The sequence below is a fragment of the Streptomyces sp. NPDC028308 genome (genome assembly GCF_055565855.1).
The window spans coordinates 74,559-100,057 of sequence record NZ_JBVHTO010000012.1 but is presented as its reverse complement, the minus strand read 5'-3'; the positions used below and the strand labels follow the sequence as shown (position 1 = coordinate 100,057).

The following is a 25,499-nucleotide window of genomic DNA, read 5'->3' as shown; positions in this document are numbered from 1 at the left end:
CGTGACGGACCGGGACCCGGCGTCGAGGGTGCGCGCGCTGCTCGACGCCGTGCGCGCCGAGGGGCGGACCACGCTCACCGCGCCCGAGGGAAAGGTGATCGCCGACGCGTACGGGATCGCCGTACCGGACGAGGCGCTGGCGGCGGACGCCGACGAGGCGGTGGCGCACGCGGCACGCTTCGGCGGGCCCGTCGTGATGAAGATCGTCTCCCCCGACATCACCCACAAGACCGACGCGGGCGGCGTGATCGTCGGCGTCGAGGGCGAGAGCGACGTGCGTGCCGCGTTCGCGGAGATCGTCGCCAACGCCGGGTCCTACGATCCCGAGGCGCGCGTAGAGGGCGTCCAGGTACAGGAGTTGCTGCCCTCGGGGCAGGAGGTCATCGTCGGCGCGGTGACCGACCCGACCTTCGGGAAGGTCGTGGCCTTCGGCCTCGGCGGTGTCCTCGTCGAGGTCCTCAAGGACGTCACCTTCCGGCTCGCCCCCGTCGACGGCGGCGAGGCCCTGTCGATGCTGGACTCGATCCGGGCGGCCGAGGTCCTGCGCGGAGTGCGCGGCGCGCCCGCCGTGGACCGGTCCGCCCTCGCCGAGCAGATCCGCCGGGTCTCCCGGCTCGTCACGGACTTCCCGGAGATCGCGGAGGTGGACCTCAACCCCGTGATCGCCACCCCGGAGGGCGCGGTCGCGGCCGACATCCGCGTGATCCTCGCCGAGGAGGCCCCGAAGGAGCGCCGCACCTACACCCGCGAGGAGATCCTCACCTCGATGCGCCGGCTGATGCGGCCGTCCTCGGTGGCGGTGATCGGCGCGTCCAACGAGGCGGGCAAGATCGGCAATTCGGTCATGCGCAACCTCGTCGACGGCGGATTCGCCGGGGAGATCCACCCGGTGAACCCCAAGGGCGGTGACATCGCGGGCCGCAAGGCGTACAAGAGTGTCACGAACGTTCCCGGTGAGGTGGATGTGGCGGTCTTCGCTGTGCCCGCCAAAGCCGTCGCCTCCGTCCTGGAGGAAGTGGGCCGCAAGGGGATCCCCAACGCCGTGCTCATCCCCTCCGGCTTCGCCGAGACCGGTGAACACGCCCTGCAGGACGAGGTCGTGGCGATCGGCGAGCGCTACGGCGTGCGGCTGCTCGGACCGAACATCTACGGCTACTACGCGACGTGGCAGAACCTGTGCGCCACCTTCTGCACGCCGTACGACGTCAAGGGCGGGGTGGCGCTGACGTCGCAGTCCGGCGGTATCGGGATGGCCATCCTGGGTTTCGCGCGGACCACCAGGACGGGCGTCTCCGCGATCGTCGGGCTCGGCAACAAGTCGGACCTGGACGAGGACGACCTGCTCACCTGGTTCGGTGAGGACCCCCGCACCGAGTGCATCGCGATGCACCTGGAGGACCTCAAGGACGGCCGCGCCTTCGTGGCGGCGGCCCGCGCGACGGTGCCGAAGAAGCCGGTGGTGGTCCTCAAGGCGGGGCGCACCGCGGCCGGCGCGAAGGCGGCCGGCTCGCACACGGGCGCGCTCGCCGGAGACGACGCCGTGTACGACGACATCCTCCGGCAGGCCGGTGTCGTCCGGGCGCCGGGCCTCGGCGACATGCTGGAGTACGCGCGCGCGTTGCCGGTGCTCCCGGCTCCCCGGGGCGACAACGTCGTGATCATCACCGGTGCCGGCGGGAGCGGGGTGCTGCTGTCCGACGCGGTGACCGACAACGGCCTGTCCCTGATGGAGATCCCGCCGGACCTGGACGCGTCGTTCCGGGCGTTCATCCCGCCCTTCGGCGCCGCCGGCAACCCGGTGGACATCACCGGAGGCGAGCCGCCGTCGACGTACGAGGCGACGATCCGGCTGGGCCTGAGCGACCCGCGCGTCCACGCGCTCGTCCTCGGCTACTGGCACACCCTCGTGACGCCTCCCATGGTCTTCGCCGAGCTCACCGCGCGCGTGGTGGCCGAGTTCCGCGCGCGCGGGATCGAGAAGCCCGTGGTCGCGTCGCTCGCGGGCGACGTCGAGGTCGAGGAGGCCTGCCGGTACCTCTTCGAGCGGGGCGTCGTGGCGTACCCGTACACGACCGAGCTGCCGGTGGCCGTGCTCGGCGCCAAGTACCGCTGGGCCCGTGCGGCAGGGCTGTTGGGGGGCGGGTCCATGACCTGAGTGCACACGGGGGCGGCCGACGGTGCGCGTCGGCCGCCCCCGGGACCCGTGGGCGCACGAAAGGCATTTGGCAGGGGGCGCTGACCAGATCTTTCGACGCAAGGGGTGCTTGAGCACGATGACTACCACCGATTTCTCGACGCCCGTCCCCTACAGAGAGGTGACGGACGTCAACGGCCGCCTGTACCGCATCGGTGAGACCGATCGGGACATCATGGGCCGACCACGCTGGACGATGGTGCTCTTCCCCTGGATGGGGATGCTGGGCATCAGTTCCTCGGAGTACGCGTTCACGTCGGCCGAGGACACACTGCACGATGCCCACCTGTGGAGCAGTGGGCACATCTTCTGGCTGATGGGTGTCTGGGTGTTCTTCCAGGCCGCCGTCGCCTTCCCGGCCGGGCAGCTGCGGGAGAGCGGGAAGCTGCCCGCGCGCTACGCCATGATGCTCGGCGCGCTCGGCACCATCCTGGGCTATCTGTCCCTGGCGTTCGCGCCGCACGTGATCGTCGCGTACCTCGGGTTCGGGATGTTCAGCGGCATCGGGGCCGGACTCGTCTACGCCACCTGCGTCAACATGGTGGGCAAGTGGTACCCGGAGCGCAAGGGCGGAAAGACCGGCCTGGTCAACGGCGGTTTCGCGTACGGCTCCGTGCCCTTCGTCTTCCTGTTCACGTCGTACATGGACCTGAGCAACTACGAGACCGTCCTGGTCGCCGTCGGACTCGTCTGCTGCTCCGTGGTGGCCTTCGCGGGCTGGTTCTTCAAGGACCCGCCGAAGGGCTGGTGGCCGGCGCACGCGGACCCGCTGAAGGTGTCCGACGACCCGAGGGTCCGCCGCGCGCTGGAGAAGAACCCGCCCGCGGTGAAGCAGTACACCCCGAGGGAGGCCGCCCGCACGCCCGTCCTGTGGATGATGTGGTTCTGCCTGCTGTGCACGGCGGGGATCAACATCTTCGGCATCGCCTTCCAGGTGCCGTTCGGCAAGGACATGGGGTTCGCGGGCGGGATCGTGGCCACGGCGATGTCCCTGAAGGCCATCGTCAACGGCACGGGGCGCGGTGTCATCGGCTGGATATCCGACCGCGCCGGGCGCCGTCACACGCTGATCATCGTGTGTCTGGTGCTGGGCACCGCGCAGTTCGGTGTGCTGGTCTCCGGCCAGATGGGCAGCATGCCGTTCTTCCTGTTCTGCTCCATGGTCTCCGGCTTCGGCGGCGGCGCGATCTTCCCGCTGTTCGCGGCCATGACGGCGGACTACTTCGGTGAGAACCACAACGCCTCCAACTACGGCATGGTCTACAGCTCGAAGCTCATCTCCGGGCTCGTGGGCTCCGGCATGGGCGCCGTCGTGGTCGGCGCCTGGGACTACGAGGGCGCCTTCGTCATCGCGGGCTCCATCGGGCTGGCGTCGGCCGTGCTCGCGCTCTTCCTGAAAGCGCCGGGCAGGCCGCAGGCCCGGCAGATCGTCCCCAACCCGCACCCGACAGGCGAGGAGGCGGCTGCATGACGGCGGAACCCGTCGCCGCGAACGACGCGCCGGAGGAACCCGGCGCCGCGCACCGCTCGTACCGTGAAGTCACCGATCCCAGGGGCCGCGTCTACCGCGTGGGCGAGACGGACCGCGACATCCTGGGCCACTCGCGCAAGCTCATGGTGTATCTGCCGTGGATCGCCATGATGGCCATCAGCGTCTTCGAGTACGCGTACGGTTCGGCCGAGGACACGCTGTCCCACGCGCACGGATGGACGCAGAGCAACACGTTCTGGATCCTGAGCGTGTGGGTCTTCTTCCAGGCCGGCATCGCCTTTCCCGCGGGCTGGCTGCGGGAGAGGGGCGTGCTGACCGCCCGTCGGGCCATGTACCTCGGCTCGGGCATGTGCCTGGTCGGGTTCCTCGCCCTCTCGCACCTGAGCGATGTGGTCCTGGCGATCCTCGGCTTCGGCGTCATCGGGGGCATCGGGTCCGGGCTGGTCTACGCGACCTGCATCAACATGGTCGGCAAGTGGTTCCCCGAACGCCGGGGGGCCAGGACCGGGTTCGTCAACGGCGGGTTCGCGTACGGCTCGCTGCCGTTCATCTTCATCTTCAACTACGGCTTCGACACCGCCAATTACCACCGCGTCCTGGACCTCATCGGCTGCTACGTGATGATCGTGGTGCTGTCCTCGGCGTTCTTCTTCAAGGACCCGCCGAAGAACTGGTGGCCGGCGGACATCGACCCGCTGACGTACGGCGGCACGGAGAAGGGCGCGGCGTCCCTGGCCAAGAACCCTCCGGCGGTGAAGCAGTACACGCCGAAGGAGGCGGTCAGGACGGGGATGCTGCCCCTGATGTGGATCGCCCTGGTCATGTCCGCGGGCGTGTCGATCTTCGGGATCTCCTTCCAGGTCGACTTCGCCAAGGAGGTGGGGTTCGGGCCGCTGGTGGCGGCGTCGTCGATGGGGGTCATGGCCGTCGTCAACGGCGTCGGCCGCGGGGTGGTCGGCTGGCTCTCCGACCTCTGGGGGCGCAAGGAGACCCTGGTGTTCGTCATCGTCGTCCTCGGTCTCGCGCAGTTCGGCGTGATCTGGGCGGGTGACGTCCACAGCGAGTGGCTGTTCCTGTTCTTCGCCTTCCTCTCCGGGTTCGGCGGCGGGGCGTTCTACCCGATGTTCGCGGCCCTGACGCCGGACTACTTCGGCGAGAACTACAACGCCACCAACTACGGGCTGGTCTACAGCGGCAAGCTGATCAGCGGCCTCTTCGGCGGCGGACTCGGCTCGATGGTGGTGGCCGCCTGGGGCTACGACGGCGCCTATGCGCTGGCCGGAGGTGTCTCGATGGCCGCGGCGGCCGTCGCCCTGCTGCTCAGGCAGCCGGGACGCACCGCGAAGGCCGGCGGGGCTCCGGGCCCGCAGCCCGCGGGCTGACCGGACGGCCGGCACACCGCACCGCACCGCACCGCACCGGGCGGCCCTCTCCGCGACGCACGTCGGGGAGAGGGCCGCCGCGGCGCGCGACGGGACTCAGCCCACCGCCTGCTTCACCAACGCGCCGATCCGCGCCTCGACGTCGGGCGTGACCTCGGTCAGGGCGAAACCGGCCGCCCACATCGGGCCGTCGTCCAGCTTCGCCAGGTCGCTGAACCCGAGGGTCGCGTAACGCGCCTTGAACTTCGCCGCGCTCTGGAAGAAGCAGACGACCTTGCCGTCCAGCGCGTAGGCGGGCATGCCGTACCAGAGCTTCGGCGCGAGGGACGGGGCCGCGGCCCTGACGACCGCGTGGACGCGCTCGGCCATCACCCGGTCCGAGTCCCCCATCTCGGCGATCTTCGCCAGGACCTCCCGCTCCGCCTCCGCCGCCTTGTCCGCGCGCGAACCACGGCGGGCCGCGGTCTTCAGCTCCTTGGCGTGGTCCTTCATCGCGGCCCGTTCCTCGGCCGTGAACCCCTCGTGCGTGCCGCTCTCTCCGCCGCTCATGCCAGGTCTCCCCCCTGTGCGCGTCCGGGTACTGCTGTCGTGGGGAGGGACTTTATCCCGGGCCACCGACACCGCGGGCGGCCCATGCGCGGAGGGCGTCCGCGCGGTGGTGCGGCGGTGGTCCGGCCGCCGCCGCACCACCGCCGCACGAACCGGGCCGTTCAGCCCGTCAGGGCGGTGCTCACCGGCCGTGCCTGCGCCGCAGCGCCGCGAGGTTGTCGTAGCCCGTCTTCGCGTGGCGCAGCGACTGGCCGGGATCGGTTGCGCTCGGGGCGTTGTCCTGCTCGACCATCGGGTTGTGGTAGTTCCTGTCGCCGACGCGGGAGAAGAACGTCGTGTAGTCGATGACACCGGTGCCGAACGGCACCATGTCGTACCCCATGCCGTTGGTGGTGTTGACGACGCCGTCCTTGGCGTGGAACAGCGGGTAGCGCTTGTTGTGACAGGCGACCAGCCCGGCCGGGTCGAAGATCTTCTCCCGCACCGAGCCGTCGTGGGCGGTGTAGGTGTGGAACTTGTACCGGGCCACGTGGGCCCAGAAGATGTCCATCTCCAGCCACACCGCCTTCGGGTCGGTGACCTGGAGGAAGTACTCCAGCTTGCGGATGCCGGAGCTGCGCGTCGGGCGGCCCTCGGCGTCGAGCGGACCTCCGTCGAGCAGGAAGCCGTAGGCCGCGTCGTGGTTGTGGGTGTAGAGCTTGATGCCCTCGCGGCGGGCGATGGCGCCGAGCGCGTTCCACTTGTCCGCGGCCACGTCCCAGTCGGCCCGGTAGGCGCTGCCGGTGGGGTCGCCACCGGTGCCCATGTGGTCCATGCCGAGGATGTTGGCGATCTCCAGGTGCTTCTTGAAGGTGTCGAGGTCGGGGGTCGTCAGCGGCCAGGAACCCGGTATGAAGCCGTGGTTGCCCTGGGCGCGCAGGCCGTGGTCGTCGAGCCAGGAACGCAGCAGCCGGGCGCCCTCGACGGATTCGAGGTTCGCGCCGCCCGGCGCGTTGGCGTGCTGTCCGTAGCCCGCGAACTCCACCTGGCGGTACCCGTACCGCGAGAGCTGCTTGAAGACCTCGCGGAAACCGGAGGGCAGGTCGGTGGAGAGCGGGTCGCGGCCCACGGCGTCACGGACGGTGTAGAGGATGATGCCGCGCCGGGCCGCGGGGACCAGGACGTCGCCGCCGTGTCCGTGGCCTCTGCTCCGGTCCTGGGCCAGGGCCGGCGAGGCGCCGAGGACGGGCGCGGCGATCGCCGCGGTCGCGGCGGCGGTGCAGGTGCTCAGGAAACGGCGGCGGTTGACGCCGAGGGTGCGGCGCAGGGCCTCGCCGGCTCCGGATTCGTCGTTGAACGCGGTCACGGTGTCTCTCTTTCGGGTCGGTGTACGGCTCGGACGGGTGCGGACGCGGCCATGGAGCGGCGTGTGGCGGACACGGCCGTGGCGGCCTGGGTGCGTGCCGGTGGGGCTGCTGCCTGGGTGCGTGCGGGGCGCGTTGTCAGTGGCGCGTGTTTCACTTTCCGTAGTCGCTCGTCACGCCGTGTCAGGCAGGCCGGCGAGGGCGAGCAGGAGCGATTTCACTTCGGTGGCCGCGACGCGGCCGGGGAAGGCGTGGGGGGTGGAGCAGATGATGAGCGGACCTTCGTCGTCGCTCGCGGGGAGGCGGCCGTGGCTGCCGCTGACGGGTGAGGGATCGAGCGGCACGACCGCCATCCGGTACCGCATGCCGAGTTTCTTGCGGGCGAGGGCGCCGGCCGCCTTGACCTTGACGTAGGGGTCGAGGGGGTCCATGAAGAGTTCGGCCGGGTCGTAGCCGGGTTTGCGGTGGATCTCGACGAGCTGCGCGAAGTCGGGAGCGCGCGCGTCGTCGAGCCAGTAGTAGTACGTGAACCAGGCGTCGGGCTCCGCGACGGCCACGAGTTCGCCGGAGCGCGGGTGGTCGAGGTGATGGGCCTTCTTGCCCTCGTCGTCGAGGAGTTGCCCGACGCCGGGCAGTTCGGCGAGCACCGCCCGCACCGCCGAGAGGTCCTCGGGGCGGCGCACGTAGACATGGGCGATCTGGTGGTCGGCGACGGCGAAGGCGCGCGAGGCCATCGGGTCGAGGTACTCCATGCCGTCCTGCGTGTGCACGTCGAGGAAGCCCGCGCGGCGCAGCGCGCGGTTGATGTCGACGGGGCGGTCCGCGCGGGTGATGCCGTACTCGGAGAGCGCGACGACGGTGCGCCCCTCGGCCCCGGCGTCGTCGAGGAGGGGTGCCAGGGCCGCGTCGAGGTCCGCGGCGGCCTGGTGGGAGCGGGGGTCGTCGGGGCCGAAGCGCTGCAGGTCGTAGTCGAGGTGGGGGAGGTAGCAGAGCGTCAGGTCGGGTCCGCGGGTGCGGTTGACGTGCCGGGTCGCGTCGATGATCCACTGGCTGGAGACCAGGTCGGCGCCGGGCCCCCAGAAGTGGAAGAGGGGGAACGTGCCGAGTTTGTCGGTGAGTTCGTCGTGCAGGGCCGGAGGACGGGTGTAGCAGTCGGGTTCTTTGCGGCCGTCGGCGTAGTAGACCGGACGGGGTGTGACGGTGATGTCGGTGTCGGCGCCCATGGCGTACCACCAGCAGATGTTGGCGACGGTGTAGCCGGGGTGCGCGCGCCGGGCCGCGTCCCACAGCTTGTCGCCGGCCACCAGGCCGTTGTGCTGGCGCCACAGGAGTACGTCGCCCAGCTCGCGGAAGTACCAGCCGTTGCCGACGATGCCGTGCTCGCCGGGGTGGGTGCCGGTGAGGAAGGTGGACTGCGCGGCGCAGGTGACGGCGGGCAGCACGGTGCCGAGGGGGGCACGGGAGCCGGCCTGGCCGAGCGTCTTGAGGCGGGGCATGTGGTCGAGGAGGCGGGGGGTCAGGCCGACGACGTCCAGGACGAGGAGAGGGGTGGGCCGGGGGTGTCCGGGTGGGGCCTGGGTCACGGCAGCTCCTTGAGGCCGAGGTCCGTCAGCAGGTCACGGGCGAGGGTGAGTTCGGCGGCGATGCCGTCCGCGAGCTGGGCGCGGGCGCGGGGGCGCAGTTCGGGCGGGAGCGCCTGCCAGGTGTAGGTCTCGACCTCCAGATGGCGGGTGAGGGGCCGGGGGCCGCCGACGAGCCGGGCCAGTGCGGCCTTGAGCACGGGGAGGGTGGAGGTGAGGGGCGCGGCGGGGGCCGCGTGCAGTGGGACGTGGAAGTGGGCGCGCCAGGGTGAGCCGTCGGGCAGGACGTCGCCGCCTGGGTCGTGTCCGCACAGTCCCTTCGTACGCCCGGAGGGCGGGCCCTGCGGCGTCTGGTGCGTGCTCTCGGCGTGCCGGGCGCAGTCCCTCGTACTGGGCGTACTCGGGGCTGTGCCCGGTGCGGCGAGAGGGCGTGCCAGGCGTCGCGGGGCAGGAGGGACTGTGCGGACGCGACCGAGGGCCTCCCCCAGGTCGTCGGTGCCGCGCAGGCCGGCGGAGGTGCGGGTGCGGGTCTGGTGCAGGAAGCGGGGTTCGTCGAAGGCGGCGAGGGCCGTGCGGACCTCGGGCAGGTGGGGGTGTTCGGCGTGCAGGGCGGCGGAGAGCTGGGACTTGACGACGGGGACACCGGCGCGGGCGAGTGCGTCCAGGGCGGTGTCCGGGTCCTCGAAGGAGGTGGCGAGGTGGCAGGTGTCGACGCAGACGCCGATGCGGGGGTGGCCGACCGCGGTGAGGGGGGCGAGGGCGTCGTGGGTGGTCTCGATGACGCAGCCGGGTTCGGGTTCGAGGCCGATCCGGATGGAGCGGCCGGTCGTCTCCGCGAGGGCGTCGAGGCGTTCGGCGAGCGTCGTCAGCGCGGCGCGTGCGGTGGCGGCCCGGCCGTCGTCACAGGCGGTGCGCCAGGCGAGGGGCAGGGTGGAGATGCTGCCCTCGGTGACGTCGTCGGGGAGGAGCTGGGCGAGGACGCGGGCCAGGGCGGTGGTGTGGTCCAGCCGTTCGGGGTCGGCCCAGTCCGGCCGGTACACGCGGTACTTGACCTCCTCGGCGCCGAAGCCCTCGTAGGGGAAGCCGTTGAGGGTGACGACCTCCAGGCCGCGGCGTTCGAGCTCGGTGCGCAGGCCGCGCAGGGCGGCGGGGTCGGTGACGAGGGCGCGGGCGGCGTCCCTGGCGAGCCACAGGCCGATGCCGAGGCGGTCGCGGCCCAGGCGCCGGCGGACCGGTTCGCAGTGGTCGCGGAGCTGGGCGAGGACGCCGTCGAGGGTCTCGGCCGGGTGCACGTTGGTGCAGTAGGCGAGGTGGACGGTGGAGCCGTCGGGGTGGCGGAAGCGCATCGCTCACGCCCCCGTCGCGGGTGTGCCGTCGGGCGCCTCCTCGGGGCTCCCGGGCCCGGGAGCGCCGCGCAGGATGGAGTTGCCCTCGTGGGTGGCGGCCGTGCCGGCGACGTCGAGGTCCAGGCGTCCGCTGAGTCCGTAGAAGGCGACGGGGTTGTGCCACAGCACCCGCTCGACGTCGTCCTCGGTGAACCCGGCCGCGAGCATCGCGTCACCGACCTTGCGGGTCTTCAGCGGGTCGCTCCTGCCCCAGTCCGCCGCGGAGTTGACGAGCACCTTCTCCGGTCCGAACTCCTTCAGGACGGCGACCATGCGCTCCTCGTCCATCTTGGTGTCGGGATAGACGGAGAAGCCGAGCCAGCTGCCGCTGTCCTTGGCCTCCTTGACGGTCGTCTCGTTGAGGTGGTCGAGCAGGACCCGTTCCGGTGCCAGCGCGGAGGCGCGGACGGCGTCGACGGTGCGGCGGAGCCCGGCGAGCTTGTCGCGGTGCGGGGTGTGCACGAGCGCGGGCAGGCCGTGGTCGGCGGCGAGCTGCAGCTGTGCGGCGAGGGCGGCGTCCTCGGCGGGGGTCATCGAGTCGTACCCGATCTCGCCCACGGCGACGACCTGGTCCTTGAGGAGATACCGCGGGAGTTCGTCGAGGACGGGGAGGCAGCGGGGGTCGTTGGCCTCCTTGGGGTTCAGCGCGAGGGTGCAGTGGTGGGCGATGCCGTACTGGGCGGCGCGGAAGGGTTCCCAGCCGAGGAGGGAGTCGAAGTAGTCGAGGAAGGAGGCGGGCGAGGTGCGGGGCTGGCCCAGCCAGAAGGCCGGTTCGACGACGGCGCGGACACCGGCCGCGTACATCGCCTCGTAGTCGTCGGTGGTCCGTGACGTCATGTGGATGTGGGGGTCGAAGATGCGCATCAGGACTCCTTGCCGGACCGGCCGCGGCGGCCGGGCGTGGGGGAGGTACCGGACGGGGGACGCACGCCCGGCTGGGCGGGCGCGCCGGGACCGGGATGGTCGTCGGGGCTGCCGGACGCCCCGGCCGTACGGGGTGTGCCTGGCGGGGCCGCCGCCGGGCCGCGGGACTCGGTCAGCGCCAGGACGCGGCGCAGGTCCTCGGGCACGGGACGGCCCGCGGCGAGGCGTTCCTCGGCGTAGGCGCCGAGCATGCGGGCCAGTTCGCGGTCGCCGTGGGCGCGCCGGGGCAGGTCGCTCACCTCGTCGACCGGGACGCCGGTGAACAGGCATTTCAGGACGGCGTGACGCCAGTTGTGGGCGTCGAGGTGGCGGGCGGCGTACGGGCCGACGGCCGCGGCGACGAGCCGGGTGTCGTTGGTGCGCAGCGCGTCCTCGACCAGGGGCAGCGCGTCCGGGCCGGGCACGAGGTGCGGGAGGGCCTGGAGGACGGCCCGGCGTTCGGCGGCGGTGCCCTGCCGGTAGACGCGGGTGAGGGCGCCGGTGTCGGCCCGGGCCGCGTGCAGGAGCAGGACGCGGACGGCGTCGGCGTGCTCGGGCCCGCACCGGCGGCCCGCCTCGGCGATCCGCAGCTCCCAGACGGAGATGGGCCCGTGGGTCCCCGGATGGTCGGCGGCCTCGTCGAGGGCCTGGTCGAGCCAGGCGCGGGCGGCGCCGCCGAGGCGGGCGTCCAGGCGGGCGCGCAGGGCGGCGACGGCGGTGTCGTCCGCCCTGGTGTGCAGGGTGCGGTGCGTGTGGTTCACGGGGTTCTCCCTTCGGGGCCCTCGGGGGTCGCCCGGGCCGCGCGGTGGAGGAACGGAAGGGATCGGCCGGCGAAGTGGGGGCCCGCGTGGGAGTGGCGGGGCAGTTCGACGACGGTGAGCGCCTGGTAGCCGGTCGCGGCCAGGGCGTCGAGTACGGGCGGGAAGTCGATCTCCCCGTCCCCGAACGGGAGGTGCTCGTGGACGCCTCTGCGCATGTCCTCGATCTGGACGTGGCGCAGCCAGGGTGCGGCGGCGCGCACGCAGTCGGCGGGCGGCAGCGGTTCGAGGCACTGGCAGTGGCCGATGTCCAGGGTGAGGCCGAGGACGCCGGGGTCGCCGAGCGTCTCGCGCAGCCGGTGGAAGTCGGCGAGCGTGGCGAGCAGGTGGCCGGGCTCGGGTTCGACGGCGAGGGGGACGCCCGCCTCGGTCGCGGCCTCCACGACCGGGGTGAGCGCCTCGGCCAGCCGCCTCCAGGCGGTGTCCTCGTCCGTACCGGGCGGGGTGGTCCCGCTGAAGCAGTGCAGGGCGTGGGCTCCCAGGTCGGCGGCCACCCGTACGGCCCGGACGAGCAGGTCCACGCGGCGCGCGCGGCCCTCGGGGTCAGGGTCGAGGAGCGACGGCCCGTGCTTGCGGCGCGGGTCGAGCACATACCGGGCGCCGGTCTCGACGGTGACGTCCAGACCGAGCGCGTCGAGGCGCCGGGCCACCTGCCTGGTGCGGTCGGCGAGGTCGGGGGCCAGCGGATCGAGGTGCATGTGGTCGAGGGTCAGGCCCACGCCGTCGTACCCGAGGTCGGCGAGCAGTCCGAGCGCGTCGTCCAGCCGGAGGTCGGTGAGTCCGTTCGTCCCGTAGCCGAAGCGGAGCGGGTGGGGCGCGGCGTCGGGACGCGCGTACGCGGCCGGGCCCTGGCCGGTGCTCATGTGACACTCACCTTCCTCGCGAACGTGCGTGCCGCCGGGGCCAGCGCCGCCGTCAGGAACGCGACGGCGGGGGCGCCCGCGCGGGCGGTCAGCGCGGCCTGGAGCGGGATGAGCGCGCGGATGCCGCCGCCGACGGCCCGCTGGGTGAGCGGGGGTGACGGATTGAGCGCGGCGTGCAGGAGAGGGCGCGCGGCGGTCGCGGCGTAGCCGACGGTGAGGGCGGCCCGCAAAGCGTCGTGCGCACTCGGGTACGGCGAACGCCCGGGTCTCGGACGCCACGCTTGAAGAGCGACGCCCACCGGACCGGAACCGGCGAACGGGCCCGTACGGGCAACGGTCAGGGCGAGGCCGGCGGGCTCGCCGTTGCGAGCGGCGCCCGGGTGAGGAGCGGCAGGCCCGCCCTTGAGAGCAACGCTCGGGTCGGGACCGGGAGCCGCGCCCTTGCCAGCAACGCCTTCTCCGCGAGCGGCAGTTCGCCCCCGGCGAGCAACGCCCTTTCCGGAAGCGGCAGTTCGACCACGGCGAGCAACACCCGGGCCCGGAACGGAAGTTCGGCCCTGGCGAGCAGCAGTCAGGTGAGGACCGTCAGGCTTGCCCTCACCAGCAGCGGACACGTGAGGACCGGTAGCCGGGCCCTGGCGAGCGGCGTCCGCCGGGGTGGCCGGGGGCGTGTGGACGCCGGCTCGGGATCTCGTCAGGTCCCAGGTGAGCGCGGCTGTCGTGGCGAGGGCGGCCAGGGGGGCGAGGTGCGAGCCGCCTCGGGTCTCGCCGCGGGAGACGGTGGTCACCGCGAAGGTGTGCGTGCCCAGTGCGAGGGCGGAGGGCAGGGCGCCCCGGGTGCCGCCCGTGGTGGCCGCCGCGCCGAGCAGCAGGTCCAGGCCGCGGGCGGCGCCCATGGCCGCCGGACCGGCGGGGGTGTGCTTGAGGGTGAGGTCGTACGCCCACACCGTGGCCGCGAGGGGCACCGCGACCGCCAGGGCGGAGCGGCCCGCACGGGCGGCCAGGGCGAGCCCCGCCGCCGTGAGCAGGCCGGCCGCCAGCAGGGCGGATGCGGGACGGACGCGGCCAGAGGGCAGCGGGCGGTGCGGGCGTTCGACGGCGTCCTCGGCGCGGTCGGCCCAGTCGTTCAGGGCCATGCCCGCCTCGTACAGGCAGACCGAGGAGCCGATGGCCAGCAGGGTGCGCGGTCCCGGGCGCGCGCCGGCCGCGGCGGCGCCCGTGAGCGCGTCGCCGGGGACGGTGAACAGGGCGGGCAGGCGCAGCAGTTCGGCCCAGGCCCGTGCCGTCGCCCGGGCGCGCGTACCGAGCCGGGGCCTCATCCGGCCGCCCGGGGAAGCGCGCGCAGTCGTGCGGCGAACTCCGCGAGGGCCGCGTACTGCTCGCCCAGGGACGCGGGTCCGTCGCCCACGGGGTCCTTGAAGTAGAAGCCGAGTTCACCGAGCGGACCGGCGAGGCCCGCCTCGTGGGCGCGGGCGGCCAGCCGGGCCAGGTCGAGGACGAGGGGTGCGGCGAGCGCGGAGTCGCAACCCTGCCAGGTGGTCTGCAGGACCATGCGGGTGCCGAGGAAACCGTCGAACGCGATGTGGTCCCAGGCGGTCTTCCAGTCGCCGAGGGCGGGGACGTCGTCGATGTGCACCTCGCCCTGCGGCACCGAGCCCAGGGTGTCCGCGAGCACTCGTTCCTTGCCCGCGTTCTTCGCCGCGGCGGCGGCCGGGTCGGCCAGGGAGGCGCCGTCGCCGCCGCCGAGGAGGTTGGTGCCGGACCAGGCACGGACCCGCAGCGCCCGTTGCGCGAACATCGGACCCAGCACCGACCGCAGCAGGGTCTGGCCGGTCTTGCCGTCACGGCCCGCGTAGGGCAGCGGGGAGGTCTCGGCCATCGCGGCGAGCGCCGGATGGTGCAGGCCCGCCGACGGGGTGAAGTTCACGTAGGCGCAGCCCGCGCGCAGGGCCGCCGCCGCGTAGAGGGAACTGGCGGGGAGCGGCCGTCCGCTCCCCGCGTGCTCCTCGGCGCCGCTCGAAGCCGTGACCGCCTGGGCCGGGCCGGGGGCCGCGCCCGGTGGTTCGGGCTCCGTCGACGCCACGTTCACCACCACGGCTCGGGCGAGCCCTCTGCGCCGTACGAAGTCGCGGATGTCGGCGGCGAAGGTGTCGATCAGTTCACCGGGGCTCCTGGTGTCCCCCGCGACAGGACCGCCCGGCCTGATCTCCCGGTCGGCGTCGAGGAGTTCGGCCCCGACGGCGGAGGGCAGTCCGGGTGGCAGCACTCCCCCGGCGGCCAGCGCCTCCGCCCGCTTGGGGAGGGGACAGTCGTCCGTCTCGTGGCCGCCGAAGACGAGGGAGGACAGGGCGGGCAGGCCGCTGCCGGAGAAGAGGTCCGTCTCCGTCACCATCCCCGTCGGTGGATGCAGACCGGCGGTCGTCGCGGCGCAGCCCGCGACGACGGTGGTGGCGACGGAGCCGCGGGCCCCGATCAGCCACACCCCCACCCGGGGGTCAGAGAGGGACGCGGACATGGGCAGCCTCCTTGTCGTACTTGCCGTACTTTCCGTACGCGACGCGGTGACGCGGTGACGCGGTGACGCGGATGACTCTGGTGGCGCAGGTGGCGCACGTAGCGCTGGTGAGACGTGTGGCGCTGGTGACCGACGTGCGTGTGCCCGGCCGGTCGGTGCGGTGACCGGCCCGGTGCGGACGGCCGGCGCGGCGCGGGGACCTGCGTGGCCGGTGCGGCCGGTGCGGTGCGCTTCGGCGGCGGCCGGCCACGCGGGTCCCAGGGGCGGAGTCGGGGGTGTGGTCAGGGGTGGGACGACGGGCGGGAGTCCGGCGTCTCCCGCCCGCCGTCGCTCAGTCGCCCGGCGCGGCGGGGCGCGCGGGCAGTTCCTTGATCCGGATGTCCCGGAAGGACACCTGGTCGTCGGGGCCGTGGTTCTGGATGCCGACGTGGCCGTCCCGCAGGCTCCGGGCCGGATCGGTGTTGGTGAAATCGTTGATCTTCACGCCGTTGAGCCAGACGCGGAGCCGTTCGCCCTCCACGCGGATCTCGTACGTGTTCCACTCCCCCGGCGGGTTCAGCGCGCGGTCGCGCTTCTTGAGGTCGGCGGACTGGAAGCTGTACACGGCCCCGGTGGTGCGGTCGGGGGCGTCGGTCGCGTCGATCTGGATCTCGTAGCCGTTGTCCACGGCGGACCAGGGGTCGTCGGAGGCCGGGAAGCCCACGAAGACACCGGAGTTGTCGTCCCCGGCCGTCCGCCAGTCCAGCTTCAGCGAGTACGAGCCGAAGCTCCCGCCGGACCCGGACCCGGACCCGGACCCGGGACCAGAACCGGGACCGGAACCGGAGTCCGAAGCGGAACCGGAGTGCGCGCCGGCTTCCGTGCCCGCGTACCAGAGCATGCCCAGCCCGCCCGACGACGTCAGCGACCCGTCGTCGTCCAGCGAGAAGGAGCCCGGTCCCGCCTGCTTCCACCCCGTCAGCGATGCGGCGGTGCCGTCGAAGAGCGGCCGGTAGCCGTTCTCCGGGCGGCAGTCCGCCTGTGCGTCGCCGACGGCGTACCGGATGCCGCCGGACAGGTGCCGCCGGAAGGCGGGGTCGGTGTACGACTCCTTGGTGTGACCGCCCCCGGTGTAGAAGGCGCGGCCGCCCCGGTAGGTCTGGCACCAGGCGATCGGATGGTCGCCGCCCATCGAACCGCCGGTGTACGACGACTCGTCGAGCGAGGCCAGGACGTGCACCCGGTCCCGGGGGTTCGAGCGGTAGTCGTACCACTCGTCGGTACGGTCCCAGGTCGCCTCCAGGTGCGAGGTCGCCGGGTTGCCCCGGTCCTCGACGAGGACCCTCGCGGGCTGGATCGCCGGGTGGGACCGGAAGTAGGCGCCGACGAGGCCGCCGTAGAAGGGCCAGTCGTACTCGGTGTCGGCGGCGGCGTGCACGCCGACGTATCCGCCGCCGCGTCCGATGTACCGCTCGAAGGCGGACTGCTGGGCCGGGTCCAGGACGTCGCCCGTGGTGGACAGGAACACCACGGCCTCGTACCGCGCGAGGTTCGCGGGGGTGAAGGCCGTCGCGTCCTCGGTGGCGTCCACCGCGAAACCGTTCTCGGCGCCCAGTTCACGCACGGCCGCGACTCCCTCGGGAATCGAGTCGTGGCGGAAGCCGGCGGTCTTGGAGAAGACCAGCACCCGTGTCCCGTCGGACCCCTTGGAGGCGGCCGGGCCCGACACGCAGCCGATGAGCAGGGCCGCGGCCGCGGCGGCCGTCATCACTCGCGCCGATGCGCGCATGACACCCACTCTCCTGTCAGCCCGTCGTCGTGAACGTGAAGTCGTCCACGTCGTACAGCGCACCGGTGCCGCCGCCCTTGAAGACCAGGTAGAGCGTGGTCGTGCCCGAGGGTGCCTTGGACAGTGGGGCACTGACGTCCTGGAAGGTGTCCCAGCCGCCGGTCACCGGGACCTTCGCGCTGCCCAGCAGCCGTCCGGCCGGCGAGCCCGCGCGGACTTCGAGCGTGCCGCCCGCCCCGCCGGAGGAGACCCGCGCGGTAAGCGTCCTGGCGTTGCTCAGGACGTAGGGCGTGAAGGAGATCCAGTCCCCGTTGTGGATGTCGCCGACCGTCTTGCCGCCGTGCGCGGTGTCCTTGTTCTGGACCGTGACGCCGGACTGCTTGCCGTAGTGCTCGGCCTGGCGGTGCTTGGGCTGGACGACGTTCTGGTCGTGGGAGGTCAGCGGGTCCTGGCCGCCGCCCCCGCCGTCGGTGTACTCGGCGTCGAAGACCCCGAAGATGTTGGCGTCGTCGTCGTGGCCGCCGTCGGCGCTGGTCTGGATGGTGCCGGAGCAGCCGTTGGCCGAGGTGACGGGGTGGCCGTGGCTGTCGTGCCCGAGGACGAAGGTGACCTTCACCTTGGCGCAGTCGACCGCGTCGCCGTCCTCCGGGTCGGTGACCCGCACCTTGAACGGTATGGCGTCGCCGAAGCTGAACAGCTGCCCGTCCTTGGGGAGTTCGAGGACCACCTCGGGCGCGGTGTTGCCGACGACGATCTGCACGCTCGCGCTTCCGGTGCGGCCGGTCGCGTCCTTGGCCGTCAGCGTCGCGGTGTACGTGCCGTTCGTGCGGTACCTGTGGGTGGGGTTCGCGGCCGTGGAGGTGCCGCCGTCGCCGAAGTCCCAGCTGTAGGTGAGGGCGTCACCGTCGGCGTCGCTCGTGCCGGCGGAGGAGAACCGTACCCGCAGCGGGGCCTGTCCCGAGGTCCGGTTCGCGGCGGCCTGGGCGACGGGTGAGTGCCCGTCGGTGGCGTTCTCGATGCGGTACAGGCCCGAGTGCTCGTCCCCGCCGAACCAGGCGGTGCCGTAGTCGAGGACGTACAGCGCCCCGTCCGGTCCGAAGGCCATGTCCATGACCTGGGTGCCGGTCCAGGGCACGTCGTCGATGGACTGCACGGTGCCGTTGTCGTCCGAGGTGATCCGCTTGATCCAGCGGCGGCCGAACTCGCCCGCGAAGAAGTCCCCGTCGTACGCCTCGGGGAACTTCACCGGGGAGTCGAGCGAGGCGTCGTAGTGGTAGACCGGGCCGCCCATCGGGGACTCCGAGCCGGTGCCGAACTCGGGGACGGAACCGCCGTCGTACGGGATCCAGGCGGCCTGCGCCGGGGGCAGGTCGGTGAGTCCGGTGTTGTGCGGTGAGTCGTTCCTCGGTGCCGCGCAGTCGAAGGCGGACCCGGAGGTCTTGGTGCCGAAGTCGTAGTCGACGTAGGCATCGTTGTCACCGGTGCAGTAGGGCCACCCGAAGTTGCCCGGGCGGGTGACGCGGGCGAACTCGACCTGGCCGGCGGGGCCGCGCGCGGGGTCGGCGGCGCCGGCGTCCGGGCCGTAGTCGCCGACGTAGAGGATGCCGGTCTTCTTGTCGACACTGAAGCGGAACGGGTTGCGGAAGCCCATGGCGTAGATCTCGGGCCGGGTCTTGTCGGTGCCCGGGGCGAAGAGGTTGCCCTCGGGTATCGAGTACGAGCCGTCCGCGTTCACCTTGACGCGCAGGATCTTGCCGCGCAGGTCGTTGGTGTTGCCGGAGGTCCGCTGGGCGTCGAAGGCGGGGTTGCGGTCGGTGCGCTCGTCGATGGGGGTGAAGCCGTCCGACTGGAAGGGGTTGGAGTCGTCCCCGGTCGACAGGTAGAGGTTGCCGTCCGCGTCGAAGTCGATGTCGCCGCCGACGTGGCAGCAGATACCGCGGGACGTCCGCACGTCGAGGATCTTCTTCTCGCTCGCCGCGTCGAGGGTGCCGTCGGTCTTCAGGACGAACCGCGAGAGCCGGTTGACGCCGTCGAAGGGGGCGAAGTCGGCGGCGGTCCCGGTCTCGGGGGCGTCGCCGGCGGGGGTGTCGAGGGGCGGCGCGTAGTAGAGGTAGATGAAGCGGTTGTCGGCGAAGTCCGGGTCGACTCCGACGCCCTGCAGGCCTTCCTCGTCGTGCGTGTACACGTCGAGCTTGCCGGCGATCCTGGTGTTGCCCGCGGCGTCGGTCAGGCGGAGTTCGCCGTCGCGGGAGGTGTGCAGGACGGAGCGGTCGGGCAGGACGGCGAGCGACATGGGCTCGCCGACCTCGGGCTCGCCCTTGGCGAGGGTGACCTGCTGGAAGTCCTCCGCGGCGACGGCCGGGGCGTCACCGGGGTCGGCGACGGCGGCGCCGGCCGCCGGTGCGGTCAGGGAGAGGGACGCGGCCGCGAGCAGCGCGCCGCTCAGCAGGGCGAGTGCTCTGCGGAGTCTCGGGCGTCCGGTGTGGCTGTCGGTGTTCCTGTTCCTGCCGTTCGGGTGCACGAAATGCCTCCATGAAGGGGCTGGTCGTACGGGCGGGTGCGGTGTCGCCGGGGTGCGCCGTCACCCCGGAGGTGTGGTGGGTGGCTCTGCGGGGTCCCGCGGCCGGGCCCTGCCCTGGCCGCGGGCGCTCACTGGTCGTTGCCGCCGAAGGCCGCGTCGAAGGAGGCCGAAGGCGGTTCGAAGTCGTACGCCTTGAGGCGGGCCAGGGCCTCCGGGGCGCCCTGGAGCCGGTCCATGCCGGCGTCCTCCCATTCGACGGACACCGGACCGGCGTAGTCGATGGAGCGCAGCATCCGGAAGACGTCCTCCCAGGGGACGTCGCCGTGGCCCGCGGAGACGAAGTCCCAGCCGCGCCGCGGGTCGCCCCAGGGCAGGTGGGAGCCGAGGCGGCCGTTGCGGCCGTCGAGCCGCTTGCGGGCCTCTTTGCAGTCGACGTGGTAGATGCGGTCGCGGAAGTCGTAGAGGAACCCGACGGGGTCGAGGTCCTGCCAGACGAAGTGGCTGGGGTCGAAGTTGAGGCCGAAGGCGGGACGGTGGTCGACGGCCTCAAGGGCGCGCCGGGTCGTCCAGTAGTCGTAGGCGATCTCGCTGGGGTGGACCTCGTGCGCGAACCGCACGCCCTGTGCGTCGAAGACGTCCAGGATCGGGTGCCAGCGGGTGGCGAAGTCCTCGTAGCCGCGTTCGATCATCGCCTCGGGGACGGGCGGGAACATGGCCACCAGGTGCCAGATCGCGGAGCCGGTGAAGCCGATGACGGTGTCGACGCCGAGGGCGTTCGCGGCGCGCGCGGTGTCGGCGATCTCGGCGGCGGCCCGGCGGCGTACGCCCTCGGGTTCGCCGTCGCCCCAGATCCGGGCGGGCAGGATCGCCTGGTGGCGTTCGTCGATGATCGCGTCGCAGACGGCCTGGCCGACCAGGTGGTTGGAGATCGCCCAGCACTTGAGGCCGTACTTGTCGAGGAGTTCGTGGCGGGACGCGACGTACGAGGGGTCGGCGAGGGCCTTGTCGACCTCGAAGTGGTCGCCCCAGCAGGCGAGTTCGAGTCCGTCGTAGCCGAAGTCGCGGGCGAGCCGGCAGACCTCCTCGAGCGGCAGGTCGGCCCACTGGCCGGTGAAGAGGGTGAAGGTGCGGGGCATGCTCGGGTGCCTCCTCGGGGCGCCGGGACGGTCAGGCCGGGACGGTCGTGTAGACGGAGTTCTTCGCGGCGCTCTCCTCGACGGCGGCCAGCACGCGCTGCACCTGCAGCCCGTCGGCGAAGGACGGCACGGGCGCCCGGTCCGCGGCGATCGCGCGTACGAGGTCGCGGGCCTGGTGGGTGAAGGTGTGCTCGTAGCCGAGGCCGTGGCCCGGCGGCCACCAGGCGTCGAGGTAGGGGTGGTCGGGCTCGGTGACGAGGATGCGGCGGAAGCCCGCGTAGGTGCCCGGCTCGGTGTGGTCGTGGAAGGAGAGCTCGTTGAGCCGCTCCAGGTCGAAGGCGAGCGAGCCGAGTTCGCCGTTGAGTTCGATGCGCAGGGCGTTCTTGCGTCCGGTCGCGAAGCGGGTGGCCTCGAAGGAGGCGAGGGCTCCGGAGGCGAAGCGGCCGGTGAACAGGGCCGCGTCGTCGACGGTGACCGTGCCGAGCGCGGTCGCCGGGTCGTCGGCCCCGGCCTGGATTCCGGCCGCCGACAGGCCGCTGGAGGCGCCGGCGGGCAGCGGCCGCTCCCGCACGAAGGTCTCGGTGAGCGCCGAGACGCCGACGACCGGCTCCCCCGCCAGGTACTGCGCCAGGTCCACGATGTGCGCGCCGAGGTCGCCGAGCGCGCCCGACCCGGCCAGCTCCTTGCGCAGCCGCCAGGTCAGCGGGAAGTCGCGGTCCACCAGCCAGTCCTGGAGGTACGTCACCCGCACGTGCCGCAGGGCTCCGAGGCGGCCCTCGGCGACCATCGACCGGGCGAGCGAAGTGGCGGGCACCCGCCGGTAGTTGAAGCCGACCATGGCCAGCTGGCCGCGTCGTGCGGCCTCCTCGGCGGCCCGGGTCATCGCCTCCGCCTCCTCGACCGAGTTGGCCAGGGGCTTCTCGCACAGCACGTGCTTGCCCGCGGCCAGCGCGGCGACGGCGATCTCGGCGTGGCTGTCGCCGGGGGTGCAGATGTCGACCAGGTCGACGTCGTCACGGGCGATGAGGGCACGCCAGTCGGTCTCGGTCGCGGCCCAGCCGTGCCGGTCGGCCATCTCCCGTACGGCCTGGGCGTCGCGGCCGCAGACGGCGGCGAGGACCGGCCGGCGGGGCAGGTCGAAGACGTGGCCCACGGTGCGCCAGCCCTGGGAGTGGGCGGCGCCCATGAACGCGTAGCCGATCAGGCCCACGCCCAGGGGCGGCTTCGCGGCCTCGGCCCCGGCTTCCTCGCGCTGGTGCGGCTGTCCCATGCCGATGTCCTCCTCGTCGTCGTGGCGCGGTGGGGGGTGGGGCCCGGCCCGGCTGAGCGGGGCCGGGCGGGTCCCGTCACTTGAAGCCGGTGGGCATGTAACGGTCGACGTTCTCCTTGTCGACGACGGCCGAGTAGAGCGTGAGCGAGGCCGGGATCTCGAACTCGGCGAGGCCCCCCACCCCCTTGCTCTGGCCGAGGGCGCGGGCGAGGTCGATCGCGGACGCCGCCATGGTCGGCGGGTAGAGGACGGTGGCCTTGAGCACACTGTCGTCGGCCTCGATGGCCTGGAAGGCGGAGAGCGCGCCGGCGCCGCCGACCATCAGGAAGTCGTCGCGTCCGGCCTGCTTGATCGCGCGCAGCGCGCCCACGCCCTGGTCGTCGTCGTGGTTCCACAGGGCGTCGAACTTCGACTGCGCCTGGAGGAGTTGGGACATCTTCGCCTGGCCGGACTCGACGGTGAACTCGGCGGCCTGGCGGGCCACCTTCTTGATGTTCGGGTAGTTCTTCAGGGCCGCGTCGAAGCCCTCGGTGCGCTGCTTGGTGAGTTCCAGGTTGTCCAGCCCCGCGAGTTCGATGACGCGGGCGTTCTTCTTGTCCTTGAGCTTCTCGCCGATGTAGTGGCCGGCGCTGAGACCCATGCCGTAGTTGTCGCCGCCGATCCAGCAGCGGTACGCCTGCGGGGAGTTGAAGATGCGGTCCAGGTTGATGACGGGGATGCCGGCCCGCATGGCCTTGAGGCCGACCTGGGTGAGCGCCTTGCCGTCGGCGGGCAGCACCACGAGGACGTCGACCTTCTTGTTGATCAGCGTCTCGATCTGGCCGATCTGCGCGGCGGTGTCGTTGGAGCCCTCGGTGATCTCCAGGGTGACGTCCGAGTACTTCTTGGCGCGGTTCTTCGCGTTGTCGTTGATCGCGTTGAGCCAGCCGTGGTCGGCCTGCGGTCCCGCGAAGCCGATGGTGACCTGCTTGCCGGGCTTGTCGTCGGCGGCCGGCTGGTCGTTCGCGGCCGTCTTGTCTTCCTTGGGGTCGTTGCTGGTGCAGGCGGTGAGGAAGGCTCCGGCCGAGACTGCGGCGGTCCCGAAGAGCAGTCCTCTGCGGCTCGTGCGGCTCGTGCGTTCTGGCATGGCGGTGGACCTTTCCGTACGGTGCGGCTCAGGTGGTGTGGGCGGTGCGGCGCTGGGCGAGCATGGCGGCGACGATGATCGCGCCCTTGGCGATCTGCTGGACGTCGCTCTGCAGGTTGTTGAGCGCGAAGAGGTTCGTGATCGTCGTGAAGATCAGGACGCCGAGCACGGACCCGGTGATGGTGCCGCGGCCTCCGCTGAGGAGCGTGCCGCCGATGATGGCGGCCGCGATGGCGTCGAGTTCGTACAGGTTGCCGTTGGTGTTCTGGCCCGAGCCGGACAGGATGATCAGCAGGAACGCGGCGATGCCGCAGCACAGTCCGGAGAGCAGGTACAGGTAGAGCCGCTGCCTGCGTACGTCGATGCCCGCGAGCCGGGCCGCCTCGGCGTTGCCGCCGACGGCGACCGTGCGCCGCCCGAAGGTGGTGCGGTTGAGGACCAGCCAGCCGATGACGGTGACGACGGCGAAGACGAGGACCAGCGGCGGGATGCCCAGCACGTAGGAGTCGCGCTCGCCGAGCTTCAGGACCCCGTCCACGGTGACGATCTGCGTCTTGCCGTCGGTGAGCTGGAGGGCGAGTCCGCGGGCGGAGGCCAGCATGGCGAGCGTCGCGATGAACGGGACCAGCGCCCCGTACGCGATGAGGAGGCCGTTGACCAGGCCGCAGCCCACGCCGACGATCACCGCGGTGAAGAGGATGCCGGCGAAGCCGTACTCCTGGGTGGCGACCGTCGTGGCCCAGACCGAGGCGAGCGCGACGATGGCGCCGACGGACAGGTCGATGCCGCCCGAGATGATGACGAAGGTCATGCCGACGGTGACGACGCCGATCACCGACGCCTGGGTGAGGACGAGTTGGAGGTTGCGGGTGTCGAGGAACTCGTCGGGCTTGGTGATGCCTCCGATGAGGATCAGGACGGCGAGCACGCCGAGGAGGGAAAGGGTGCGGACGTCGGCGCGGACCCCGAGCGTCTGCCACGGTGTGCGGTCCTTGGTCGGTGCCGCCTTGCGGGTGTCATCCCTGGGCGGGGATACGGGCTGCGTCATGACGCCGGGCTCCCTTCACTGGCCACCGGGCCGCCTTCCATGACGAGGTCGAGCACACGGTGTTCGTCGAGTTCGCGGGCGGGCGCCGTGTGGACGACCCGGCCTTCGCGCAGTACGAGTACGCGGTCGGCGAGCCCGAGCACCTCGGGCACTTCGCTGGAGACCAGCAGGACGGCGAGGCCCTCGTCGGCGAGCCGGCGGATGACCGCGTACAGCTCGGCGCGGGCGCCGACGTCGACGCCGCGCGTGGGTTCGTCGAGCAGCAGCACCCGGCAGCCGCGCAGCAGCCAGCGCGCGAGGACGGCCTTCTGCTGGTTGCCGCCGGAGAGGGTGCGCACCGGCGCGGAGGGGTTGTCGGGCCGCAGCGACAACTCCCGGGTCGCCGCGCGCGCCGCGCCGAGCTCGGCCCGCCGGTCCACCCAACCGCCGCGCGAGAAGCGGGACATGGAGGAGACGGACACGTTGCGGGTGACGGACTCCAGCATCAGCAGGCCCTGGGCCTTGCGTTCCTCGGGGGCGAGTCCCAGTCCCGCGCGGACGGCGGCGCGGACGCTGCCGGGCCGCAGCGGGGTGCCGCCGACGACGACCTGCCCTGCGGTCGCCTTGCGCGCGCCGTAGATCGTCTCCAGGATCTCGGAGCGGCCGGAGCCGACCAGTCCCGCGAGGCCCACGATCTCGCCGGGGCGCAGTTCCAGGTCGAGCGGTTCGAACTCCCCCTGCCTGGTGAGTCCCCGGACTTCCAGGACCGGCTCCGACGTGGGTTCGCGGTCCGGCCGGTCCGGGAACACGTACTCGACGTTGCGGCCCGTCATCAGGGCGACCACCTCGCGGGTCGGGGTGGACTTCGCAGGCAGCCCGACCGCCACGGCGCGCCCGTCCTTGAGGACGGTCACGCGGTCCCCGATGCGGCGGATCTCCTCCAGCCGGTGGGAGATGTAGACGACGGCGACGCCGTCCGCGGTGAGGTCGCCGACGATGCGGAAGAGGTTGTCGACCTCGTCGGGGTCGAGTGCCGCGGACGGTTCGTCCATGACGATGAGGCGTACGTCGTGGGAGAGCGCCCGGGCCATGGAGACGATCTGCTGCTGGGCCGCCGAGAGGTCTCCGACCAGTCGTCCAGGGTCGATCTCGGGGTGCCCGAGCCGTGCGAGCAGCGCGCCGGTGGAGTCCCGGGCCGTCTTGCCCCGTACGACGAAGCCGGCGGTGGTGGGTTCGTGCCCGAGGTGGACGTTCTCGGCCACCGACAGGCCCTCCACCAGGTCGAGTTCCTGGTAGATGGTGGCGATGCCGAGGCGCATGGCGGCGATCGGGGACCGGAGCGTGACGGGCTCGCCGCGCCAGCCGATCGTGCCGTCGTCGGGCTGGTGGGCGCCGGCCAGGACCTTGATGAGGGTGGACTTGCCGGCGCCGTTCTGGCCGAGGAGGCAGTGCACTTCACCGGCCTGGACCTCCAGGTCGACGCCGTCCAGGGCGCGGACTCCGGGGAACGACTTGGTGATGCCGGACATGGTGAGCAGCGGTGGTTCGGGTGCCATGACGGTTCCCCTCGGCGGGCGTGCGGGCCGGTTGCAGGGCAGGGCGCTTGCGGCGAAGTCGGTTTCGGGGC

Annotated in this window: 18 protein-coding genes and 2 pseudogenes; 3 read left to right on the top strand and 17 right to left on the bottom strand. The window is 72.3% G+C overall.

Going from position 1 to position 25,499, the window contains the following annotated elements; genetic code table 11:
* The first annotated feature begins 1 nt into the window (after nt 1).
* The 3 genes from ACZ4VA_RS27520 to ACZ4VA_RS27510 all read left to right on the top strand — a co-directional run bounded on the left by ACZ4VA_RS27520 (nt 2) and on the right by ACZ4VA_RS27510 (nt 5,068).
* The gene (locus ACZ4VA_RS27520) at nt 2-2,155 is read left to right on the top strand and encodes an acetate--CoA ligase family protein (protein ID WP_468082826.1); all 2,154 of its coding nucleotides are present in this window, start codon (nt 2-4) and stop codon (nt 2,153-2,155) included.
* 118 nt (nt 2,156-2,273) lie between these two features.
* A complete protein-coding gene (locus tag ACZ4VA_RS27515; protein WP_356237876.1) occupies nt 2,274-3,665 on the top strand; it encodes an OFA family MFS transporter in 1,392 nt (463 codons plus the stop codon).
* On the top strand, nt 3,662-5,068 hold the full coding sequence (locus tag ACZ4VA_RS27510; protein WP_356171428.1) for an OFA family MFS transporter: 1,407 nt from the start codon (nt 3,662-3,664) through the stop codon (nt 5,066-5,068). The genes ACZ4VA_RS27515 and ACZ4VA_RS27510 overlap by 4 nt, the downstream gene beginning before the upstream one ends.
* Before the next feature lie 96 nt (nt 5,069-5,164).
* On the opposite strand, the gene ACZ4VA_RS27505 is transcribed toward ACZ4VA_RS27510, so the two are convergent.
* The 17 genes and pseudogenes from ACZ4VA_RS27505 to ACZ4VA_RS27425 all read right to left on the bottom strand — a co-directional run bounded on the left by ACZ4VA_RS27505 (nt 5,165) and on the right by ACZ4VA_RS27425 (nt 25,428).
* Nucleotides 5,165-5,617, bottom strand: a complete 453-nt coding sequence (locus ACZ4VA_RS27505; RefSeq protein WP_355789768.1) for an iron chaperone — start codon at nt 5,615-5,617, stop codon at nt 5,165-5,167.
* Nucleotides 5,618-5,798: 181 nt separating this feature from the next.
* Nucleotides 5,799-6,962, bottom strand: coding sequence for a sugar phosphate isomerase/epimerase family protein (locus ACZ4VA_RS27500; protein WP_468082824.1), 1,164 nt, complete (start codon nt 6,960-6,962; stop codon nt 5,799-5,801).
* Nucleotides 6,963-7,133: 171 nt separating this feature from the next.
* Entirely contained in the window at nt 7,134-8,543 is a 1,410-nt protein-coding gene (locus ACZ4VA_RS27495; RefSeq protein ID WP_452923389.1) for an alkaline phosphatase family protein, read from the bottom strand.
* Nucleotides 8,540-8,836, bottom strand: a pseudogene (locus ACZ4VA_RS27490) (metabolite traffic protein EboE); the annotation flags it as partial. The pseudogene ACZ4VA_RS27490 and the gene ACZ4VA_RS27495, both read right to left, overlap by 4 nt.
* Nucleotides 8,837-9,013: 177 nt before the next feature.
* Nucleotides 9,014-9,886, bottom strand: a pseudogene (eboE, locus tag ACZ4VA_RS27485) (metabolite traffic protein EboE); the annotation flags it as partial.
* Nucleotides 9,887-9,889: 3 nt separating this feature from the next.
* Entirely contained in the window at nt 9,890-10,789 is a 900-nt protein-coding gene (locus tag ACZ4VA_RS27480; protein ID WP_356171415.1) for a TatD family hydrolase, read from the bottom strand.
* Entirely contained in the window at nt 10,789-11,568 is a 780-nt protein-coding gene (locus ACZ4VA_RS27475) for an EboA domain-containing protein (protein WP_388903376.1), read from the bottom strand. Before ACZ4VA_RS27475 ends, ACZ4VA_RS27480 begins: the two co-directional genes overlap by 1 nt.
* Nucleotides 11,569-11,585: 17 nt before the next feature.
* On the bottom strand, nt 11,586-12,509 hold the full coding sequence (locus ACZ4VA_RS27470; RefSeq protein ID WP_356171412.1) for a sugar phosphate isomerase/epimerase family protein: 924 nt from the start codon (nt 12,507-12,509) through the stop codon (nt 11,586-11,588).
* Complete coding sequence (locus tag ACZ4VA_RS27465; protein WP_468082821.1) at nt 12,506-13,828, bottom strand: SCO3242 family prenyltransferase; 1,323 nt, start codon at nt 13,826-13,828, stop codon at nt 12,506-12,508. Before ACZ4VA_RS27465 ends, ACZ4VA_RS27470 begins: the two co-directional genes overlap by 4 nt.
* Nucleotides 13,825-15,024, bottom strand: coding sequence for an inositol-3-phosphate synthase (locus tag ACZ4VA_RS27460; protein ID WP_355793976.1), 1,200 nt, complete (start codon nt 15,022-15,024; stop codon nt 13,825-13,827). The genes ACZ4VA_RS27465 and ACZ4VA_RS27460 overlap by 4 nt, the downstream gene beginning before the upstream one ends.
* Nucleotides 15,025-15,355: 331 nt before the next feature.
* Nucleotides 15,356-16,792 (bottom strand): ThuA domain-containing protein, encoded by a 1,437-nt coding sequence (locus ACZ4VA_RS27455; protein WP_452923379.1) that lies wholly within the window; start codon nt 16,790-16,792, stop codon nt 15,356-15,358.
* 16 nt (nt 16,793-16,808) lie between these two features.
* Complete coding sequence (locus ACZ4VA_RS27450) at nt 16,809-19,313, bottom strand: PQQ-dependent sugar dehydrogenase (protein ID WP_468082818.1); 2,505 nt, start codon at nt 19,311-19,313, stop codon at nt 16,809-16,811.
* A 128-nt stretch (nt 19,314-19,441) separates the two neighbouring features.
* Nucleotides 19,442-20,449: a sugar phosphate isomerase/epimerase family protein gene (locus ACZ4VA_RS27445; protein WP_356171394.1), complete on the bottom strand. Its 1,008-nt coding sequence runs from the start codon at nt 20,447-20,449 to the stop codon at nt 19,442-19,444.
* Between the two features lie 31 nt (nt 20,450-20,480).
* Complete coding sequence (locus ACZ4VA_RS27440) at nt 20,481-21,719, bottom strand: Gfo/Idh/MocA family protein (RefSeq protein WP_388902901.1); 1,239 nt, start codon at nt 21,717-21,719, stop codon at nt 20,481-20,483.
* A gap of 76 nt (nt 21,720-21,795) precedes the next feature.
* Complete coding sequence (locus ACZ4VA_RS27435; protein ID WP_355783716.1) at nt 21,796-22,845, bottom strand: substrate-binding domain-containing protein; 1,050 nt, start codon at nt 22,843-22,845, stop codon at nt 21,796-21,798.
* A gap of 28 nt (nt 22,846-22,873) precedes the next feature.
* Nucleotides 22,874-23,893 (bottom strand): ABC transporter permease, encoded by a 1,020-nt coding sequence (locus ACZ4VA_RS27430; protein ID WP_355783719.1) that lies wholly within the window; start codon nt 23,891-23,893, stop codon nt 22,874-22,876.
* Nucleotides 23,890-25,428 carry a sugar ABC transporter ATP-binding protein gene (locus ACZ4VA_RS27425; protein WP_355783728.1) on the bottom strand — a complete coding sequence of 513 codons (1,539 nt, stop codon included), beginning with the start codon at nt 25,426-25,428 and terminating at the stop codon, nt 23,890-23,892. The genes ACZ4VA_RS27430 and ACZ4VA_RS27425 overlap by 4 nt, the downstream gene beginning before the upstream one ends.
* Nucleotides 25,429-25,499 lie beyond the last annotated feature (71 nt).

What these genes read in the sequence shown, in the direction of transcription:
- ACZ4VA_RS27515 (WP_356237876.1), top strand. Translation starts at nt 2,274, where the DNA reads ATGACTACCACCGATTTCTCGACGCCCGTCCCCTACAGAGAGGTGACG.
- ACZ4VA_RS27510 (WP_356171428.1), top strand. Translation starts at nt 3,662, where the DNA reads ATGACGGCGGAACCCGTCGCCGCGAACGACGCGCCGGAGGAACCCGGC.
- ACZ4VA_RS27505 (WP_355789768.1), bottom strand. Translation starts at nt 5,617, where the DNA reads ATGAGCGGCGGAGAGAGCGGCACGCACGAGGGGTTCACGGCCGAGGAA.
- ACZ4VA_RS27480 (WP_356171415.1), bottom strand. Translation starts at nt 10,789, where the DNA reads ATGCGCATCTTCGACCCCCACATCCACATGACGTCACGGACCACCGAC.
- ACZ4VA_RS27470 (WP_356171412.1), bottom strand. Translation starts at nt 12,509, where the DNA reads ATGAGCACCGGCCAGGGCCCGGCCGCGTACGCGCGTCCCGACGCCGCG.
- ACZ4VA_RS27465 (WP_468082821.1), bottom strand. Translation starts at nt 13,828, where the DNA reads ATGAGGCCCCGGCTCGGTACGCGCGCCCGGGCGACGGCACGGGCCTGG.
- ACZ4VA_RS27460 (WP_355793976.1), bottom strand. Translation starts at nt 15,024, where the DNA reads ATGTCCGCGTCCCTCTCTGACCCCCGGGTGGGGGTGTGGCTGATCGGG.
- ACZ4VA_RS27455 (WP_452923379.1), bottom strand. Translation starts at nt 16,792, where the DNA reads ATGCGCGCATCGGCGCGAGTGATGACGGCCGCCGCGGCCGCGGCCCTG.
- ACZ4VA_RS27445 (WP_356171394.1), bottom strand. Translation starts at nt 20,449, where the DNA reads ATGCCCCGCACCTTCACCCTCTTCACCGGCCAGTGGGCCGACCTGCCG.
- ACZ4VA_RS27440 (WP_388902901.1), bottom strand. Translation starts at nt 21,719, where the DNA reads ATGGGACAGCCGCACCAGCGCGAGGAAGCCGGGGCCGAGGCCGCGAAG.
- ACZ4VA_RS27435 (WP_355783716.1), bottom strand. Translation starts at nt 22,845, where the DNA reads ATGCCAGAACGCACGAGCCGCACGAGCCGCAGAGGACTGCTCTTCGGG.
- ACZ4VA_RS27430 (WP_355783719.1), bottom strand. Translation starts at nt 23,893, where the DNA reads ATGACGCAGCCCGTATCCCCGCCCAGGGATGACACCCGCAAGGCGGCA.
- ACZ4VA_RS27425 (WP_355783728.1), bottom strand. Translation starts at nt 25,428, where the DNA reads ATGGCACCCGAACCACCGCTGCTCACCATGTCCGGCATCACCAAGTCG.